At 51.5% G+C, this 16,234-nt stretch carries 11 protein-coding genes; 4 read left to right on the top strand and 7 right to left on the bottom strand.

Annotated elements, in window-relative coordinates; translation table 11 throughout:
* Nucleotides 1-20: 20 nt before the first annotated feature.
* Nucleotides 21-1,403, bottom strand: a complete 1,383-nt coding sequence (xseA, locus tag OGV94_RS03090; protein WP_286522561.1) for an exodeoxyribonuclease VII large subunit — start codon at nt 1,401-1,403, stop codon at nt 21-23.
* A 160-nt stretch (nt 1,404-1,563) separates the two neighbouring features.
* On the opposite strand from xseA, the gene guaB reads away from it, so the two are divergent.
* Together guaB and guaA are read left to right on the top strand one after the other, a co-directional pair.
* The gene (gene guaB / locus OGV94_RS03085; RefSeq protein WP_003037756.1) at nt 1,564-3,030 is read left to right on the top strand and encodes an IMP dehydrogenase; all 1,467 of its coding nucleotides are present in this window, start codon (nt 1,564-1,566) and stop codon (nt 3,028-3,030) included.
* A gap of 63 nt (nt 3,031-3,093) precedes the next feature.
* The gene (guaA, locus tag OGV94_RS03080; RefSeq protein WP_043017966.1) at nt 3,094-4,671 is read left to right on the top strand and encodes a glutamine-hydrolyzing GMP synthase; all 1,578 of its coding nucleotides are present in this window, start codon (nt 3,094-3,096) and stop codon (nt 4,669-4,671) included.
* 118 nt (nt 4,672-4,789) lie between these two features.
* Here guaA and mscS read toward each other — a convergent pair whose 3' ends face one another.
* Complete coding sequence (gene mscS / locus OGV94_RS03075) at nt 4,790-5,668, bottom strand: small-conductance mechanosensitive channel MscS (RefSeq protein ID WP_080626247.1); 879 nt, start codon at nt 5,666-5,668, stop codon at nt 4,790-4,792.
* A 367-nt stretch (nt 5,669-6,035) separates the two neighbouring features.
* Nucleotides 6,036-6,239, bottom strand: coding sequence for a YfgG family protein (locus OGV94_RS03070; protein WP_072033354.1), 204 nt, complete (start codon nt 6,237-6,239; stop codon nt 6,036-6,038).
* A gap of 350 nt (nt 6,240-6,589) precedes the next feature.
* Between OGV94_RS03070 and OGV94_RS03065 the strand changes: the two genes are divergently transcribed.
* Entirely contained in the window at nt 6,590-8,860 is a 2,271-nt protein-coding gene (locus OGV94_RS03065) for a bifunctional diguanylate cyclase/phosphodiesterase (protein ID WP_087050915.1), read from the top strand.
* On the opposite strand, the gene ppx is transcribed toward OGV94_RS03065, so the two are convergent.
* The 4 genes from ppx to purM all read right to left on the bottom strand — a co-directional run bounded on the left by ppx (nt 8,840) and on the right by purM (nt 14,342).
* Entirely contained in the window at nt 8,840-10,381 is a 1,542-nt protein-coding gene (ppx, locus tag OGV94_RS03060; RefSeq protein ID WP_043017173.1) for an exopolyphosphatase, read from the bottom strand. The two genes, OGV94_RS03065 and ppx, sit on opposite strands and share 21 nt — an antisense overlap.
* Before the next feature lie 4 nt (nt 10,382-10,385).
* Entirely contained in the window at nt 10,386-12,452 is a 2,067-nt protein-coding gene (gene ppk1 / locus OGV94_RS03055; RefSeq protein WP_043017172.1) for a polyphosphate kinase 1, read from the bottom strand.
* A 214-nt stretch (nt 12,453-12,666) separates the two neighbouring features.
* Nucleotides 12,667-13,308 (bottom strand): phosphoribosylglycinamide formyltransferase, encoded by a 642-nt coding sequence (gene purN / locus OGV94_RS03050; RefSeq protein ID WP_075145831.1) that lies wholly within the window; start codon nt 13,306-13,308, stop codon nt 12,667-12,669.
* The gene (gene purM, locus OGV94_RS03045) at nt 13,305-14,342 is read right to left on the bottom strand and encodes a phosphoribosylformylglycinamidine cyclo-ligase (protein ID WP_003838485.1); all 1,038 of its coding nucleotides are present in this window, start codon (nt 14,340-14,342) and stop codon (nt 13,305-13,307) included. The genes purN and purM overlap by 4 nt, the downstream gene beginning before the upstream one ends.
* A gap of 295 nt (nt 14,343-14,637) precedes the next feature.
* On the opposite strand from purM, the gene OGV94_RS03040 reads away from it, so the two are divergent.
* Nucleotides 14,638-16,068, top strand: coding sequence for a 6-phospho-beta-glucosidase (locus OGV94_RS03040; protein ID WP_043017170.1), 1,431 nt, complete (start codon nt 14,638-14,640; stop codon nt 16,066-16,068).
* Nucleotides 16,069-16,234 lie beyond the last annotated feature (166 nt).

Below are 16,234 nucleotides of genomic sequence, written 5' to 3'. Positions count from 1 at the left end.
CGAAGCGAATCAGCCCAAATTCAGTCGGGCTGACTCGTTTTGCGGGAGCGTGTTTTTTTCTGCGGGGTTACGGTCGTGACCTCGCTCTCAACCCAGCCATCGGCAAGCCGGGTAGTGATAACGTCGCCGGCACTGACCTGTTTGACCTTTTTCAATACGCCGCCGCCCGTGGTGGTGGAGACGCTGTAGCCACGCGCCAGGGTCGCCAGTGGGCTGACTGCTTCAAGATGGGTAACTGCGTTGCCAAACCGCTCGCGCTGTTCACTTAAACGTGCGCGGATATTCTCTGCTAAACGGTATTCCAGTTGCTGAATACGCGTTTGCGCACGATAAATACGTGGCTGCGGATTTTGTTGATTCAGACGCTGCAGCATGCGCTGCTGGCGTTGATTGGCCTGCTTAATCTTGTTCTCAAGCGCAAATCCCATCCGCTGACGCAGCCGTTCCAGCGCCGTTTGCTGGCGCGCCAGACGCAGCTGCGGATGCTGCTGTTGCAGGCGATGGTACATCTGCGTGAAACGACGGCTGCGGTTGGCGAGGTAGTAGTCCATCGCCATGCCCAGACGCTGCTGAGCGGACTGGATCTGACGCAACAACTCCTGCTGGTTGCGGCTGACAATTTCTGCCGCTGCTGATGGCGTAGGCGCTCGTAAATCTGCAATAAAATCGGCAATGGTAACGTCGGTTTCGTGGCCGACGGCGCTAACTACCGGAATGCCGCTGGCAAAAATCGCCCGTGCCACGCGTTCGTCGTTGAAACTCCATAAATCCTCCAGCGAGCCGCCGCCGCGCCCAACGATCAGCACGTCACACTCACCCCGCGCATTCGCCAGTTCAATGGCGCGAACGATCTGCCCTGGCGCATCGTCGCCCTGTACCGCAGTCGGGTAGATAATAACGGGCAAGGATGGATCACGACGCTTCAGCACATGGAGAATATCGTGCAGCGCAGCCCCGGTTTTCGAGGTAATCACTCCAACGCAGTGGGCTGGGGAAGGTAGAGATTGCTTGTATTGCTGATCGAATAGTCCTTCAGCCTGCAGTTTAGCCTTCAGTTGCTCATATTTTTGTTGCAGCAAACCTTCGCCCGCGGGCTGCATGCTCTCAACAATTATCTGGTAGTCGCCGCGCGGTTCGTACAACGTTATATTGGCGCGTACCAGCACCTGCTGCCCGTGCTGTGGGCGGAACGTTACCCGGCGGTTGCTGTTGCGAAACATCGCGCAGCGCACCTGAGCGGTGTCATCTTTGAGCGTGAAATACCAGTGACCGGAGGACGGCTGGGTGAAATTCGAGATTTCACCGCTGATCCACACTTGTCCCATTTCCTGCTCAAGCAGCAAACGAACCGTCTGGTTCAGGCGGCTTACGGTAAAAATTGAGGTGGTCTGAGAGGATAACATGTGAGCGGGATCAAATTCTAAATCAGCAAGTTATTCAGTCGAAAGTAACATGCTCACAGAGGAGCGCAAGGTTTTTTTGCAAAAAAGTGTGGATGCAATCGGTTACGCTCTGTATAATGCCGCGGCAATATTTAATAACCTCCCAGGTGAGATATTGCCCATGCTACGTATCGCAAAAGAAGCCCTGACGTTTGACGACGTCCTCCTCGTTCCCGCTCATTCTACCGTTCTGCCGAATACTGCTGACCTCAGCACCCAGTTGACGAAAACCATTCGCCTGAACATTCCTATGCTCTCCGCAGCAATGGACACCGTGACGGAAGCGCGCCTGGCAATTGCCCTGGCCCAGGAAGGCGGCATCGGTTTTATCCACAAAAACATGTCCATCGAGCGCCAGGCGGAAGAAGTCCGTCGCGTGAAGAAACACGAATCTGGCGTGGTAACTGACCCACAGACCGTACTGCCAACCACTACCCTGCGCGAAGTGAAAGAACTGACCGAGCGTAATGGTTTTGCAGGCTATCCGGTTGTGACTGAAGATAACGAACTGGTTGGCATTATCACCGGTCGTGACGTGCGTTTTGTGACTGACCTGAACCAGCCGGTTAGCGTTTACATGACGCCGAAAGAGCGTCTGGTGACCGTTCGTGAAGGCGAAGCGCGCGATGTTGTCTTTGCCAAAATGCATGAAAAACGCGTTGAGAAAGCGCTGGTAGTTGATGACAGCTTCCACCTGCTCGGCATGATCACCGTTAAAGATTTCCAGAAAGCAGAACGTAAACCTAACGCCTGTAAAGACGAGCATGGTCGTCTGCGCGTTGGCGCTGCTGTGGGTGCGGGCGCAGGTAATGAAGAGCGCGTTGACGCGCTGGTTGCCGCTGGCGTTGATGTACTGCTGATTGACTCCTCTCACGGTCATTCTGAAGGCGTGCTGCAGCGTATCCGTGAAACCCGTGCTAAATACCCGGATCTGCAGATTATCGGCGGTAACGTTGCAACCGGCGCAGGCGCACGCGCGCTGGCGGAAGCCGGCTGCAGCGCAGTTAAAGTCGGTATCGGCCCAGGCTCTATTTGTACTACCCGTATTGTTACCGGCGTAGGTGTACCGCAGATCACCGCCGTTTCTGACGCCGTTGAAGCGTTGGAAGGTACTGGTATTCCGGTTATCGCCGATGGCGGTATTCGTTTCTCCGGCGACATCGCGAAAGCGATTGCCGCAGGCGCTGCCGCAGTGATGGTTGGCTCCATGCTGGCGGGCACCGAAGAATCTCCGGGCGAAATCGAACTGTATCAGGGCCGTTCTTACAAATCATACCGTGGGATGGGCTCTCTGGGCGCGATGTCCAAAGGTTCTTCCGACCGTTACTTCCAGAGCGACAACGCTGCTGACAAACTGGTTCCGGAAGGCATCGAAGGTCGCGTTGCCTATAAAGGTCGCCTGAAAGAGATCATTCACCAGCAGATGGGGGGCCTGCGCTCCTGTATGGGTCTGACCGGCTGTGGTACTATCGACGCGCTGCGAACGAAAGCAGAGTTTGTACGCATCAGCGGTGCGGGTATCCAGGAAAGTCACGTTCACGATGTGACCATCACCAAAGAGTCCCCTAACTACCGCATGGGCTCCTGATAAGTTTCCGCGCCCGGCTTTATGCCGGGCGAATTTGTTTCACTTGCCTCGGAATTAGCGTCAATGACAGACAATATTCATAAACATCGCATTCTCATCCTTGATTTTGGATCGCAGTACACTCAGTTGGTTGCTCGTCGCGTACGTGAACTGGGCGTCTACTGTGAACTGTGGGCATGGGATGTTACGGAAGCACAAATTCGCGAATTCAACCCAAGCGGTATCATTCTTTCCGGTGGTCCGGAAAGCACCACCGAAGAAAACAGCCCGCGCGCGCCGGAATACGTTTTCAATGCGGGCGTGCCGGTGTTCGGCGTGTGCTATGGCATGCAGACTATGGCAATGCAGCTCGGTGGTCATGTTGAAGGTTCTAACGAACGTGAATTCGGCTATGCGCAGGTTGAAGTTCAGACCGATAGCGCGCTTGTCCGCGGTATTGAAGACTCTCTGACCGCAGACGGCAAACCGCTGCTGGACGTGTGGATGAGCCACGGCGACAAAGTAACCGCCATTCCGGAAGGTTTCGTGACCGTTGCCAGCACCGACAACTGCCCGTTCGCCATCATGGCGCACGAGGAAAAACGTTTCTACGGCGTGCAGTTCCACCCGGAAGTGACCCACACCCGTCAGGGCATGCGCATGCTGGAGCGTTTTGTACGTGACATCTGCCAGTGTGAAGCGCTGTGGACGCCGGCAAAAATTATCGATGACGCCGTTGCCCGCATTCGCGAGCAGGTTGGCAATGATAAAGTGATCCTCGGTCTGTCCGGCGGCGTTGACTCCTCCGTTACCGCGATGCTGCTGCACCGTGCGATTGGCAAAAACCTGACCTGCGTATTCGTTGACAACGGTCTGCTGCGTTTGAATGAAGCACAGCAGGTTATGGATATGTTCGGCGACCACTTCGGCCTGAATATCGTTCACGTTGAAGGCGAAAAGCGTTTCCTGGACGCGCTGAAAGGCGAGAACGATCCAGAAGCTAAACGTAAAATCATCGGCCGCGTATTCGTGGAAGTATTCGACGAAGAAGCGCTGAAGCTGGAAGACGTTAAGTGGCTGGCGCAGGGCACCATCTATCCGGACGTGATCGAATCCGCAGCTTCCGCGACCGGTAAAGCGCACGTCATCAAATCTCACCACAACGTGGGTGGTTTGCCGAAAGAGATGAAGATGGGTCTGGTAGAGCCGCTGCGTGAGCTGTTCAAAGACGAAGTGCGTAAGATTGGCCTGGAGCTGGGCCTGCCGTATGACATGCTCTACCGTCACCCGTTCCCGGGGCCAGGTCTGGGCGTACGCGTGCTGGGCGAAGTGAAGAAAGAGTACTGCGACCTGCTGCGTCGCGCGGATGCTATCTTCATTGAAGAGCTGCACAAAGCTGACCTGTACAACAAAGTGAGCCAGGCGTTCACCGTATTCCTGCCGGTGCGTTCCGTTGGCGTTATGGGTGATGGCCGTAAGTACGATTGGGTTGTTTCCCTGCGTGCTGTTGAAACCATCGACTTTATGACCGCGCACTGGGCGCACCTGCCGTATGACTTCTTAGGCCGCGTATCCAACCGCATCATCAACGAGGTGAACGGTATTTCCCGCGTGGTGTATGACATCAGCGGTAAGCCGCCAGCAACGATTGAGTGGGAATAATATCCCTCTCTGTTCGCGGTTTCTGAACCGGTAGTATGCAAAAACCCTCTGTTTACAGAGGGTTTTTTATTGCCCGTATGCCAGCAAGCGCGTCTGGCGAATGTTATAGCGTGGGATACTAATCGACCAGCTGTAGCTGGGGCTGAGATTGGGGTGCCACGTTCTCTACGCGTATATCCATCTGCGGATACGGCAGGGCAATGTGGTTGTCGTCCAGGGCCTCTTTAATGTTTTCCAGCAGATCGTAATAGGTATTCCAGTATTCGATGTTGGGTACCCATACGCGGACGTAAAAATTCAACGCTGAAGCGCCCAGTTCGCCCAGACGAACGGTTACCCCACGTTGCTTATCGATGCGGCTGTCCTGCTCGATGATATGGTTAATCACGCGCTTAACATCTGCGATCCGGCTCTGATATCCCACGCCAATCACCAGGTCGATACGGCGAAACGGGTGGCGGGAATAGTTAATGATGTTATCCGCAATGATCTTACCGTTTGGAATCACCACTTCTTTGCTGTCAGCGGTGAGCAGGGTAGTGGAGAAAATGTGCACCTTTTCTACCGTTCCGGTGACTGCGCCAATCTGCACGACTTCTCCGGCGCGGAAAGGACGCAAAGAGACCAATAATACGCCTGCGGCAAAGTTGGAAAGCGATCCTTGTAGCGCGAGACCAATAGCCAGTCCGGCGGCCCCAATGACGGCAATAATGGAAGAGGTTTCAATACCGACGCGCCCCAACGCGGCGACAACGGAAAAAGCGAGGGTGATGTAACGTACCAGCGCGGTGAAAAACTGGATAATGGTCCGGTCAACTTTACGTTTTAACAGTAACTTTTCCAGGCCACGGGAAAGCAGACGAGAGACAAATTTACCGACAAACAGTAAAATCACGGCGGCAACGATATTCCAGCCGAATTGAATAACCGCATCGCTGTGCCCGGCAATCCATTCAACACCGCTTCTTATTTTCGGAAATAATGAAAAACCACTCATGGTATTACCCTGTACAATTTAATAATGGTAACAATTCAAATAAGCATTTAATTTCATGCAAAATATTAATGTTTTCGCCTGTGATATTTTCTGGCGATATTAATTAGCGTCTATTTGAGCACTGTGTGTCTTTTTTATATCCAGTAAACCGGAACGTAAAAAATAAGCGCGAATGGTGCGGTGAAGTGGGATGAAAAGATTGTGTATTTGTGCGAAAAATACGGTCGATTATCCGATAATACAGCGAGGGTGGTGGGGGAAGTGTATGAAGTTTCATCACGCAAATCCCTTACCGGATGGTTAAATGTCAGACGATTAGCCATCCGGTAAGGAATCTTAATGCTGGGGATATCACAGGTACGAGCGATCAGCGCACGTCGGTTTGAGCAGGAGATGCCTGTTGGGGCTGAGTTATCTGCTGAGATTCTTTTTTGTTCTGGTGGTGGTGCCACGCACCTATGGCGGAGTAGACGAAGCGTCCGAAGAAGAAGAGAAAGCTGATAAGCAGTACGATCCGGATCATGCGACTGTTAAATCGGTGTCGTTTGCGTAGGCTGGTAACCTGGCTCACAAAAGGTTCCTTGTAATGTACCCAACTGAGGGCGATACTTACATTAAGGCATACTGTGAGGGAATGGTCAATTCTTCGTTATGTAAAATTGCCTCAGTGGTTTTATCCATTTATGTTATGGAAATTAATATTATTATTTGCATGAATAATGAGATAACGATAAAAAACCATGAAAAGAGTAATAATTGATTAATGAGAGACTTTTTTTTTGATGTGTATCAAGCATCCCCCTTTGCTGCCAACTAAAATTGATGAATCATTGTGATGTATTTTACTTTATCGTTTTAACGTCAGGTGGGATGCCTGTCTGAATACCCCCTGCAGGATGTGCGGGATTCTACTGAGCATCTATGAAACTGAATAAAAATTATATTGGTATTAGAGATAAATGGTGGGCGTTACCTCTCATCTTGCCTTCATTACTGTTGCCTGTATTGAGCACTGCCAACACCTATGCCCATATTAGTACCGGGACCGTAATTCTTTTCTATCTGCCTTTAGCGCTGATGATTAGCCTGATGTTGTTTTTTGGTTGGGCTGCATTACCCGGAATTATCATTTCCATTATTTGGTACAAATATCCGCAGGTTGGGCTATTTGAAACACTCTCAATAATTTCGCACTTTATTGTTACCATCGTGCTTAGTTGGGGAGGGTATAAGGTATTTTCTCCCCGACGAAACAATGTTTCCCACGGCGATTCCCACCTGATGTTCCAGCGCATGTTTTGGCAGGTCTTCTGCCCAGCGACGCTGTTTTTGATACTCTTCCAGTTTGCCGCGTTTGTGGGCGTCTATGAGAGCAAATCGGGTATGGTGGGCGTTATGCCCTTTAATACTGGTACGTTGATCAACTATCAGGCCATGCTGGTCGGGAATCTGGTTGGGGTTCCACTGTGCTATTTTATTATTCGAACGATCCGTAACCCTTTGCATGTGAGAGGCTATTTTTCTCAGTTAAAGCAGCAGTTTGATACCAAAGTCACCAAAACTGAGTTTGCTGTCTGGCTGATTATATTGACCGTGCTGATGGCAATGTTGTGCATGCCGTTAAATGAGCAAAGCTCAATATTTAGTACGAATTATACCCTGTCATTGTTGCTGCCCGTGATGCTATGGGGAGCTATGCGTTACGGTTATAGATTTATTTCGTTGATATGGGCGGTCGTACTTATTACCGCGATACATTATTATCAACGCTATATGCCTTGGTATTCGGGCTACGATACCCAGCTTGCCATTACCTCATCAAGTTACCTGGTTTTCTCCTTCATCGTAAATTTCATTGCCGTACTGGCAACGCGCCAACGGTTTGTTACCCGGCGCAACCATCGTCTGGCCTTCTTTGATCCCATGGTGCATATTCCGAATTTGCGCGCGTTGAACCGGGATTTGAAAAAAGCGCCATGGTCAGTGCTCTGCTTTTTGAGTGTTCCGGGCATGGAACTGCTGGTGAAAAATTACGGCATTATGCTGCGTATCCAGTACAAGCAAAAACTCGCCCAGTGGGTAACGCCGATGCTGGAACAAGATGAGCATGTCTATCAGTTATCGGGTAATGATTTAGTTTTGCGTTTTAACACCGAATCGCATCAGGAGCGCATTGAAGCGCTGGACAGGCATATCAAGCAGTTTCGTTTTATCTGGGATGGCATGCCGTTACAGCCGCAGGTGGGGATCAGTTTTTGCTATGTCCGTTCTCCTGTTAACCACATCTATTTGTTACTGGGAGAGCTAAGCACCATCGCCGAGCTTTCTCTGGCGACCAATGCGCCAGAGAATTTGCAGCGACGGGGCGTGATGCACCTGCAACGTGACCTGAAAGATAAGGTTGCGATGATGAATCGCCTGCAGCAGGCGCTGGAGCACAATCGCTTTTTCCTGATGGCGCAGCCGATTTCTGGCGTACGCGGCGATGTTTATCATGAAATCCTGCTGCGTCTTCAGGGGGACGACGGGGAGACTATCGCCCCTGATAACTTCTTGCCGGTAGCGCATGAGTTTGGTTTGTCCTCCAGCATCGATCTGTGGGTGATTGAAAATACGCTGAAATTTATGGCGCAGAATCGGGAAAAAATGCCCGCCCGTCGATTTGCGATTAACTTATCACCTACGTCGGTATGCCGCGCCCGACTTCCGCATGACATCAACCAGCTACTGGCTAAGTACAAAGTCGAGGCGTGGCAGCTGATTTTTGAGGTCACGGAAAGCAATGCCTTAACCAATGCGGAACAGGCGCAGGCAACGTTGCTGCAGTTGCAATCATTGGGATGTCAGATTGCGATTGATGATTTTGGTACCGGTTATGCCAGCTATGCGCGGCTGAAGAATGTGAATGCCGATATTCTAAAAATTGACGGCAGCTTTATTCGCAATATCGTTTCGAACAGCCTCGACTACCAAATTGTGGCGTCCATTTGCCACCTGGCGCGAATGAAAAGAATGCTGGTGGTTGCGGAGTACGTCGAAAGCGAGGAAATACGCAGTGCGGTGATTTCGCTGGGGATTGACTACATGCAGGGGTATCTGATTGGTAAACCGCAACCGCTGCACGAAACGCTGGAAGAAAAGGTGCCAGAAGAACTGGCACCTGCTGAGAGCTTATGCGGCGATATCGGGTGAGCTTTCTTCTTCAATTTTGAGACGCCAGCCGGTTACGGCTTCCCAGTATTGCTGCTCTTTTTCCAGATCGAGCAGCACCAGCGCATTCTGGCTGAACCAGTCATGCGGGAAGCGTAAAGTCCAGTGGTTGTCGTCGGTAATCAGGGTCAGCGTCGGTGGCGTGGTGGTTGCCTGACGCTGATTATTCAGCAGCACGCCCAGGCGTAACAGCTGAATTAACGGTAGAAACTGTTTTTTCTTGAACAGCGTAAAGCGGGGCAAATCATCCAGCTTCACCGCTTTGCGATGATAACGAACTAAGGTTGCCATCATCAGCTGTTGTTCCTGATTAAAGCCCGGCAAATCACTGTTTTGCAGGATATAAGCAGAGTGGCGATGTAAACCGCTGTGGTTGATGTTCAGCCCAACCTCATGCAGCATCGCCGCCCAGCGCAGTAACGCTTCCAGTTGCGGATTGGCCAGTTTTGGCTGCTGCGTATGCCACTGATCGTACATTTGCATCGTCGTTTCCAGTACGCGCCGGGCCTGTTCACTGTCGATGTTGTACTGGTTCGCCAGACTGCTGGCGGTACGGCTGCGAACGTCCTGGTGGCGAAAACGTCCTTCCATCTCGTACAGTACGCCTTCACGTAGCGCGCCATCAGAAAGGCGAAGTTCGCGGATAGCCAGCGCGTCAAAAACGCCGCACAGAATCGCAAGCCCGGGCACAAACACCGCTTTTCGCTCTTCTGACAGCCCTGGCAGGCTGAGGGCTTCGAATGACGCATGTTTCAGTACTTCGGATGTCAGTTTGTCCAGGCGTTCGGGAGTGATGAAACCATCTTTCTCGCCCATCTCCAGCAGCACTTCATGTGCCGCTTTAATCGTACCCGATGCGCCCATCGCAACGTTCCAGCCCTGAATGCGAAACTGCCAGGTTAAGGTTTCGAGCTTTTGCGCTGCCGCCATGCGGGCACGCTGGAAGTTTTCCCGACTGATAACGCCGCCCGGGAAATACATCTGGGCAAAACTGACGCAGCCCATACGACGGCTTTCGACCAGTTTGGGTTCGAAATCTTCGCCGATCACCAGTTCTGTTGAGCCACCGCCAATATCGATAACCAGCTTGCGACCTTTTTCCGGCTGGGTGTGCTCTACACCCATAAAAATCAGTCGGGCTTCTTCATTACCGGAAATAATCTCAATCGGGTAGGGGATGACTTTTTCTGCGCGCTTGAGAAAATCGGTCGCATTCAGCGCCTGACGCAAAGTATGGGTACCCACGATGCATACGCTTGATGGGGGAAAGCCCTGCAGGCGTTCGGCGAACAGCGACAGACAGCTTAATCCGCGCTCCATTGCCTCTTCGCTCAGCTTGTTGTCTTCGCCGAGACCATCAGCCAGATGAACGCGTTGTTTCAGGCGTCCGATAATTTGCATAGCGCCATCAACCACACGGGCAATGACCATATGGAAACTGTTTGAACCAAGGTCGACCGCAGCAAATTCCTGCGGTCGCGGAGTCTTGTCGTGTATTGGCATATCTTTAGTCAGGTTGCTCGAGTGATTTGATGTAGTCGTAAATCGCCAATTGTGACTGAACCTTACGGCGATTTCCGCGCGGTACGTAGCGATTACTGAGTTCTTTATCGATGAAGCGAGCCTTCACCGTGTCGCTGAACAGGATATCGATAATATCCAGCACACGCTGCTTAAGACGCGGGTCCAGCAGCGGCGTGGCGACTTCGATGCGATAGTCGATATTCCTGGTCATCCAGTCTGCGGAGGAGAGATATACCTGCTTGTCGCCGCCGTTTTCGAAGATATAAACCCGGTCGTGTTCAAGGTAGCGGTCAACGATGCTTATCACGCGAATATTATCACTGATGCCTTCCAGATTCGGGATCAGGGAGCACATACCGCGGATCAGCAAATTAACCGGCACGCCCGAGCAGGACGCCGCATACAGGCGGTCAACGAGGCCTTTATCGACCAGATTGTTAAGTTTTAGCGTAATACCGGAAGGCCGCCCTTGCTGTGCGTTGGCGATTTCTTTGTCGATCATCGCGTACAGCAGACGGCGTGAGTTCTGTGGAGAAACCAGCAGATAATCGAACGTCACCGGACGATACGGGTTCTCGATAAAGTTGAACACCCGACGCACTTCGTTGGTAATGCGCGAATCGGCGGTCAGCAAAGAATAGTCAGTATACAGGCGCGCCGTTTTTTCATTGAAGTTCCCGGTACCGATGTGGGCGTAGCGCACCACCTCGTCACCTTCTTTACGCGAGATAAGGAACAGCTTGGCGTGAATTTTCAGGCCCGGCGCGGAGAAAATGACGTGAACACCCGCTTCGGTCAGACGCTTGGCCCAATGAATGTTGGCTTCTTCATCAAAGCGCGCCTGCAATTCCACCACTACGGTGACTTTTTTACTGTTATGCGCTGCATGGATCATCGCGTCGATGATGCGCGAGTCTTTTGCCACACGGTAGATGTTGATCTTTATCGCCAACACGCTCGGGTCGAAAGAGGCCTGACGCAACAGCTCAAGAACATGTTCAAAGGTGTGATACGGGTAATACAGCAGCACATCGCGCTCGCGGATTGCATCAAATCCGTTGCGAAACTTCTCGTTGTCGAACCAGATATGGCGTAAACGAGGAAGTGGTTTGTTCACCAGGTTAGCTTTGCCAACGTTGGGGAAGTTAATAAAGTCTTTGAAGTTATGGTAGCGCCCGCCGGGAACAATTGAGTCGTAGCGAGAAATCGTCAGTTTTTCACGCAGCACCTCGACCAGCGCATTGGGCATGTCGCGCTGATAGACAAAACGTACAGGCTCTGCGGTCAGACGCTGTTTCAGGCTGGATGACATCAGCTCCATCAGGCTCGATTCCATCTCGTGCACCAAATCGTATTCGGCGTCGCGGGTCATTTTCATCGAATAAGCGTTTAGCGCATCGTAATCAAAGAACCCTTTGAAAATGTCGTCCAGGCAGTAGCGTAAGATGTTGTCCAGCAGGATCATCGGTTTGCGACGCCGCGGGGTTTCCGGCGGCAGATTCACAAAGCGTGGAACCTTGTCGGAAGGGATTTCCAGCAGCGCGTAGCGGATCGAATCACCGCGAATAATTTCTACCGCCAGATAGGTGTAGTCATCTTTCAGGAACTGAACTAAATCCGTCTCGCGGTTAATCAGGATCGGCGTAATATGCTGGCGAAGATATTGCTTAAAGTAATGGCGTAACCAGCTCTGTTGATTAACCGATAGCTGACGTTCGTTGATTAAGAAAATCTGGTTGCGCGCCATCTCCAGCAGCAACTCGTTGTACAGGCCGTCGAATTCCTGATCGGCTTTTAATACGCGGGCCTGGATTTTGCCTAACAGATGGCGGGAGTGAGAGTTTGAACCCTGTTCTTCGCTAATAATGATTCGGCGCTTCAGTTCGGCAAAACGAACCTTGTAAAACTCGTCGAGGTTATTGGAATAGATGCCTAAGAAACGCATCCGTTCGATCAACGGGTTTGACTTATCAGCAGCTTCCTGGAGTACACGTTCATTGAACGCTAACCAACTGAGTTCTTTCTCGATGTATAGCTTTTCCTGACCCATTACCACTTTTACTCCGTTTCATTCACGGGACACTACCGATTTATTATGGCGAGCATTGCTCTCAGATGTCCAACTGTGCCAGAAAAATATGACAATAAACCGTCTGATAGCAAAGAGAAAGGGGGAGCGTAGATGAATACCGGAGATGTTAACCGGAAAAGGTAATCATGCCTGTAGACCGGATGGTGAGATCCGGCTTACAGGCTGGTTTTTATTATTCGTCGGCGGCGTAGCCTTGTGGCGGCAGACGAACGCCGTCCAGCCATGCTGCGTTATCACGCATCTTCAGGCGACCATCGGTAAACCAGCTTACTACCAGTGGGTAAATGGTATGTTCCTGGGCCTGGACCCGGGCCGTGACATCATCTTCGCTGTCGCCTTCAAATACCGGAACCTTGGCCTGGAGAATAACCGGTCCGCCGTCCAGTTCATCGGTGACAAAATGGACGGAAGTTCCATGCTCTTCATCACCGTTTTCCAGAACCTGACGGTGCGTGTGCAGGCCGGGATATTTCGGCAATAAAGACGGATGGATATTCAGCAATCGCTCAGAATAGTGAGCGACAAACGCCGGGCTGAGAATGCGCATATAACCGGCCAACACGACGACATCGGGCGCATAGGCGTCAATCTCTTGAATCAGCTGGCGGTCGAATGCTTCGCGACTGGCAAACTGGGCGGCTTCCAGCGAGTGCGCCGGAATATTCGCTTCGCGTGCGCGCTCAAGGCCGAACGCATCGGCCTTGTTACTGAATACTGCACGTATGGTGCCATTGATTTTTTTCTGTTCGCAGGCGTCTATTATCGCCTGCAAATTGCTTCCGTTGCCGGAAATGAGCACCACAATGTTTTTCATTCAATGACCACACGCTGTTCGGAATCAGAAGCTTTGATGATACCGATTTTCCATGCGTTTTCACCTTTCTCATTGAGCAAAGCAAGGGCTTTGTCCACTTCCGGAGCTGGCAGGGCGATTACCATACCTACGCCGCAGTTAAAGGTGCGATACATCTCATGCTGGCTGACGTTACCCGCCGTTTGCAGCCAGTTGAAAACAGCTGGCCACTGCCATGACGATTCGTCGATCACCGCCTGCGTGTTGTCCGGAAGAACGCGTGGAATATTTTCCCAGAAGCCGCCGCCGGTCAGGTGGGCGATGGCATGCACATCAACCTTCTCAATCAGTTCCAGAATGGATTTTACGTAAATGCGGGTCGGGGCCAGCAAGTGATCGGCCAGCGACTTGCCTTCAAGCTCGGTGGTTTCCGGGTCACAACCGCTGACTTCAACAATTTTACGCACCAGAGAGTAACCGTTGGAGTGCGGGCCGCTGGAGCCGAGCGCAATCAATACGTCGCCGTCAGCCACTTTTGAACCGTCGATAATCTCTGATTTCTCGACGACGCCAACGCAGAAGCCTGCCACGTCGTAATCTTCGCCGTGGTACATCCCCGGCATTTCAGCCGTTTCCCCGCCAACCAGCGCGCAGCCAGACTGCAGACAACCTTCGGCAATACCGTTAATGACGCTGGCTGCGGTATCCACATCCAGTTTGCCGGTCGCATAGTAGTCGAGGAAAAACAGCGGCTCAGCGCCCTGAACGACGAGGTCGTTGACGCACATTGCGACGAGGTCAATACCGATAGTGTCGTGGCGTTTCAGATCCATCGCCAGACGCAGTTTTGTGCCAACGCCATCAGTGCCGGAAACCAGTACTGGTTCACGATATTTTTGCGGCAATGCGCACAGCGCACCGAAGCCACCCAGACCACCCATAACTTCCGGACGACGAGTTTTCTTTACTACGCCTTTGATTCGATCAACCAGAGCATTACCTGCATCAATATCAACACCGGCATCTTTGTAGCTAAGAGAGGTTTTATCGGTCACTGCCTGCTTCCCCACATGTTTACTTGCAGTAAAAGTTAAATTCGGCGCAATTCTAACAGGGAAAGCAAACGTTTGCGAGCCTGCTCTGCATCAAGTTTTATCTGCTGATTTTTTCAGCATTTTACAATCATTTATCTATTTGTTTGAACTGCGCCACGAAAATGAAACCGGGTACAGTCTTGTGCTTGAAACCTGCCAGCCGAATGCACAGTATCGTACTGAAACCGGTTTCTGTTTTCTGTTGCGGACCTCATCTACAGCGTTTTGCGCAGAGTCATCACGATAGGGGAAGGGTATGTCAGGATTTAAAGCAGATTTCATGTGGGGTGGTGCCGTAGCCGCTCATCAACTGGAAGGTGGCTGGCAGGCGGGTGGAAAAGGCGTCAGCGTTGCCGATGTCATGACGGCGGGGGCGCACGGCGTGGCGCGAGAAATCACCGACGGTGTGATCGCCGGTAAAAACTACCCTAACCATGACGCCATCGATTTTTATCATCGCTATAAAGACGACATTAAGCTGTTTGCCGAAATGGGATTTAAATGTTTTCGCACCTCTATCGCCTGGACGCGTATTTTCCCCTTAGGCGACGAAGCGCAACCCAATGAAGCTGGCCTGCAGTTCTATGATGACCTGTTTGACGAATGCCTGAAATATGGCATTGAGCCGGTGATTACGTTGTCGCATTTCGAGATGCCTTACCATCTGGTGACGGAATATGGCGGCTGGCGCAACCGTAAGCTTATCGATTTCTTTGTCCGTTTTGCCAGGGTGGTTTTCACTCGTTACCAGCACAAAGTAAAGTACTGGATGACGTTTAATGAGATTAACAACCAGGCAAATTATCACGAAGATTTCGCGCCCTTTACTAACTCTGGTCTGAAATACCAGCCCGGTGAAGACCGCGAGCCGGTCATGTACCAGGCGGCGCACTATGAACTGGTGGCAAGCGCGTTGGCGGTAAAGGCCGCACGTGAGATTAACCCGGAATTGCAGATAGGGTGCATGATCGCCATGTGTCCTATCTATCCGCTGACCTGCGCGCCGGACGATATGATGATGGCGATGAACGCCATGCACCGCCGTTACTGGTTTACCGACGTCCATGTGCGCGGCAAATACCCGCAGCATCTTCTCAACTACTTTGCCCGACGCGGTTTTGAGCTGGATATCACCGAGGAAGACCGTCAGGCGTTGACCGATGGCTGCGTGGATTACATCGGCTTTAGCTACTATATGTCCTTCGCGACGCAGGCAACGGCGGACAACCCTGAGCTGGATTACGACGAGTCGAAAAGCCTGGTTTCCAACCCGTACGTACAGAAATCGGACTGGGGCTGGCAGATTGATCCCGTCGGTCTGCGCTATTCGCTGAACTGGTTCTGGGATCATTATCAGTTGCCGCTATTTATTGTGGAGAATGGATTTGGCGCCATCGACGTGCGTGAGAACGATGGTGCGGTGAACGACCAGTACCGTATCGACTACCTTGCCGCTCACATACGTGAGATGAAAAAAGCGGTGGTGGAAGATGGCGTGGATTTGATGGGATATACCCCGTGGGGCTGTATTGATTTAGTCTCGGCCGGGACGGGGGAAATGAAAAAACGCTACGGGTTTATCTACGTTGATAAAAATAATGACGGTAGCGGGACATTAACTCGCTCCCAGAAAAAATCTTTTTCATGGTATCAAAACGTCATCCAGACCAATGCTGAATACCTTTAAAATTCATAGCATTGATAACAAGCCCCGCCATGAGTGCGGGGCTTGTTTTATACTCATCATCCAGACGTAAATGACTTTGGTTGATCCATATCAAGCGCATGCAGTGTTGCGACAGAGACTAAAAGCGGTATAATCCGGCGATTTTTTTTGTGGTTGCCACTCGTCT

This window comes from Citrobacter sp. Ce006 (assembly GCF_030336535.1).
Taxonomy (GTDB): Bacteria; Pseudomonadota; Gammaproteobacteria; order Enterobacterales; family Enterobacteriaceae; genus Citrobacter; species Citrobacter europaeus.
The sequence above is the reverse complement of the archived record's forward strand: the minus strand, read 5'-3'. Positions and strand labels throughout refer to the sequence as shown.

Excerpts from the sequence above, each read along its gene's own strand:
- xseA (WP_286522561.1), bottom strand. The coding sequence starts at position 1,403 with ATGTTATCCTCTCAGACCACCTCAATTTTTACCGTAAGCCGCCTGAAC.
- purN (WP_075145831.1), bottom strand. The coding sequence starts at position 13,308 with ATGAAAAACATTGTGGTGCTCATTTCCGGCAACGGAAGCAATTTGCAG.
- OGV94_RS03065 (WP_087050915.1), top strand. The coding sequence starts at position 6,590 with ATGAAACTGAATAAAAATTATATTGGTATTAGAGATAAATGGTGGGCG.
- ppx (WP_043017173.1), bottom strand. The coding sequence starts at position 10,381 with ATGCCAATACACGACAAGACTCCGCGACCGCAGGAATTTGCTGCGGTC.
- OGV94_RS03040 (WP_043017170.1), top strand. The coding sequence starts at position 14,638 with ATGTCAGGATTTAAAGCAGATTTCATGTGGGGTGGTGCCGTAGCCGCT.
- mscS (WP_080626247.1), bottom strand. The coding sequence starts at position 5,668 with ATGAGTGGTTTTTCATTATTTCCGAAAATAAGAAGCGGTGTTGAATGG.
- ppk1 (WP_043017172.1), bottom strand. The coding sequence starts at position 12,452 with ATGGGTCAGGAAAAGCTATACATCGAGAAAGAACTCAGTTGGTTAGCG.
- guaA (WP_043017966.1), top strand. The coding sequence starts at position 3,094 with ATGACAGACAATATTCATAAACATCGCATTCTCATCCTTGATTTTGGA.
- guaB (WP_003037756.1), top strand. The coding sequence starts at position 1,564 with ATGCTACGTATCGCAAAAGAAGCCCTGACGTTTGACGACGTCCTCCTC.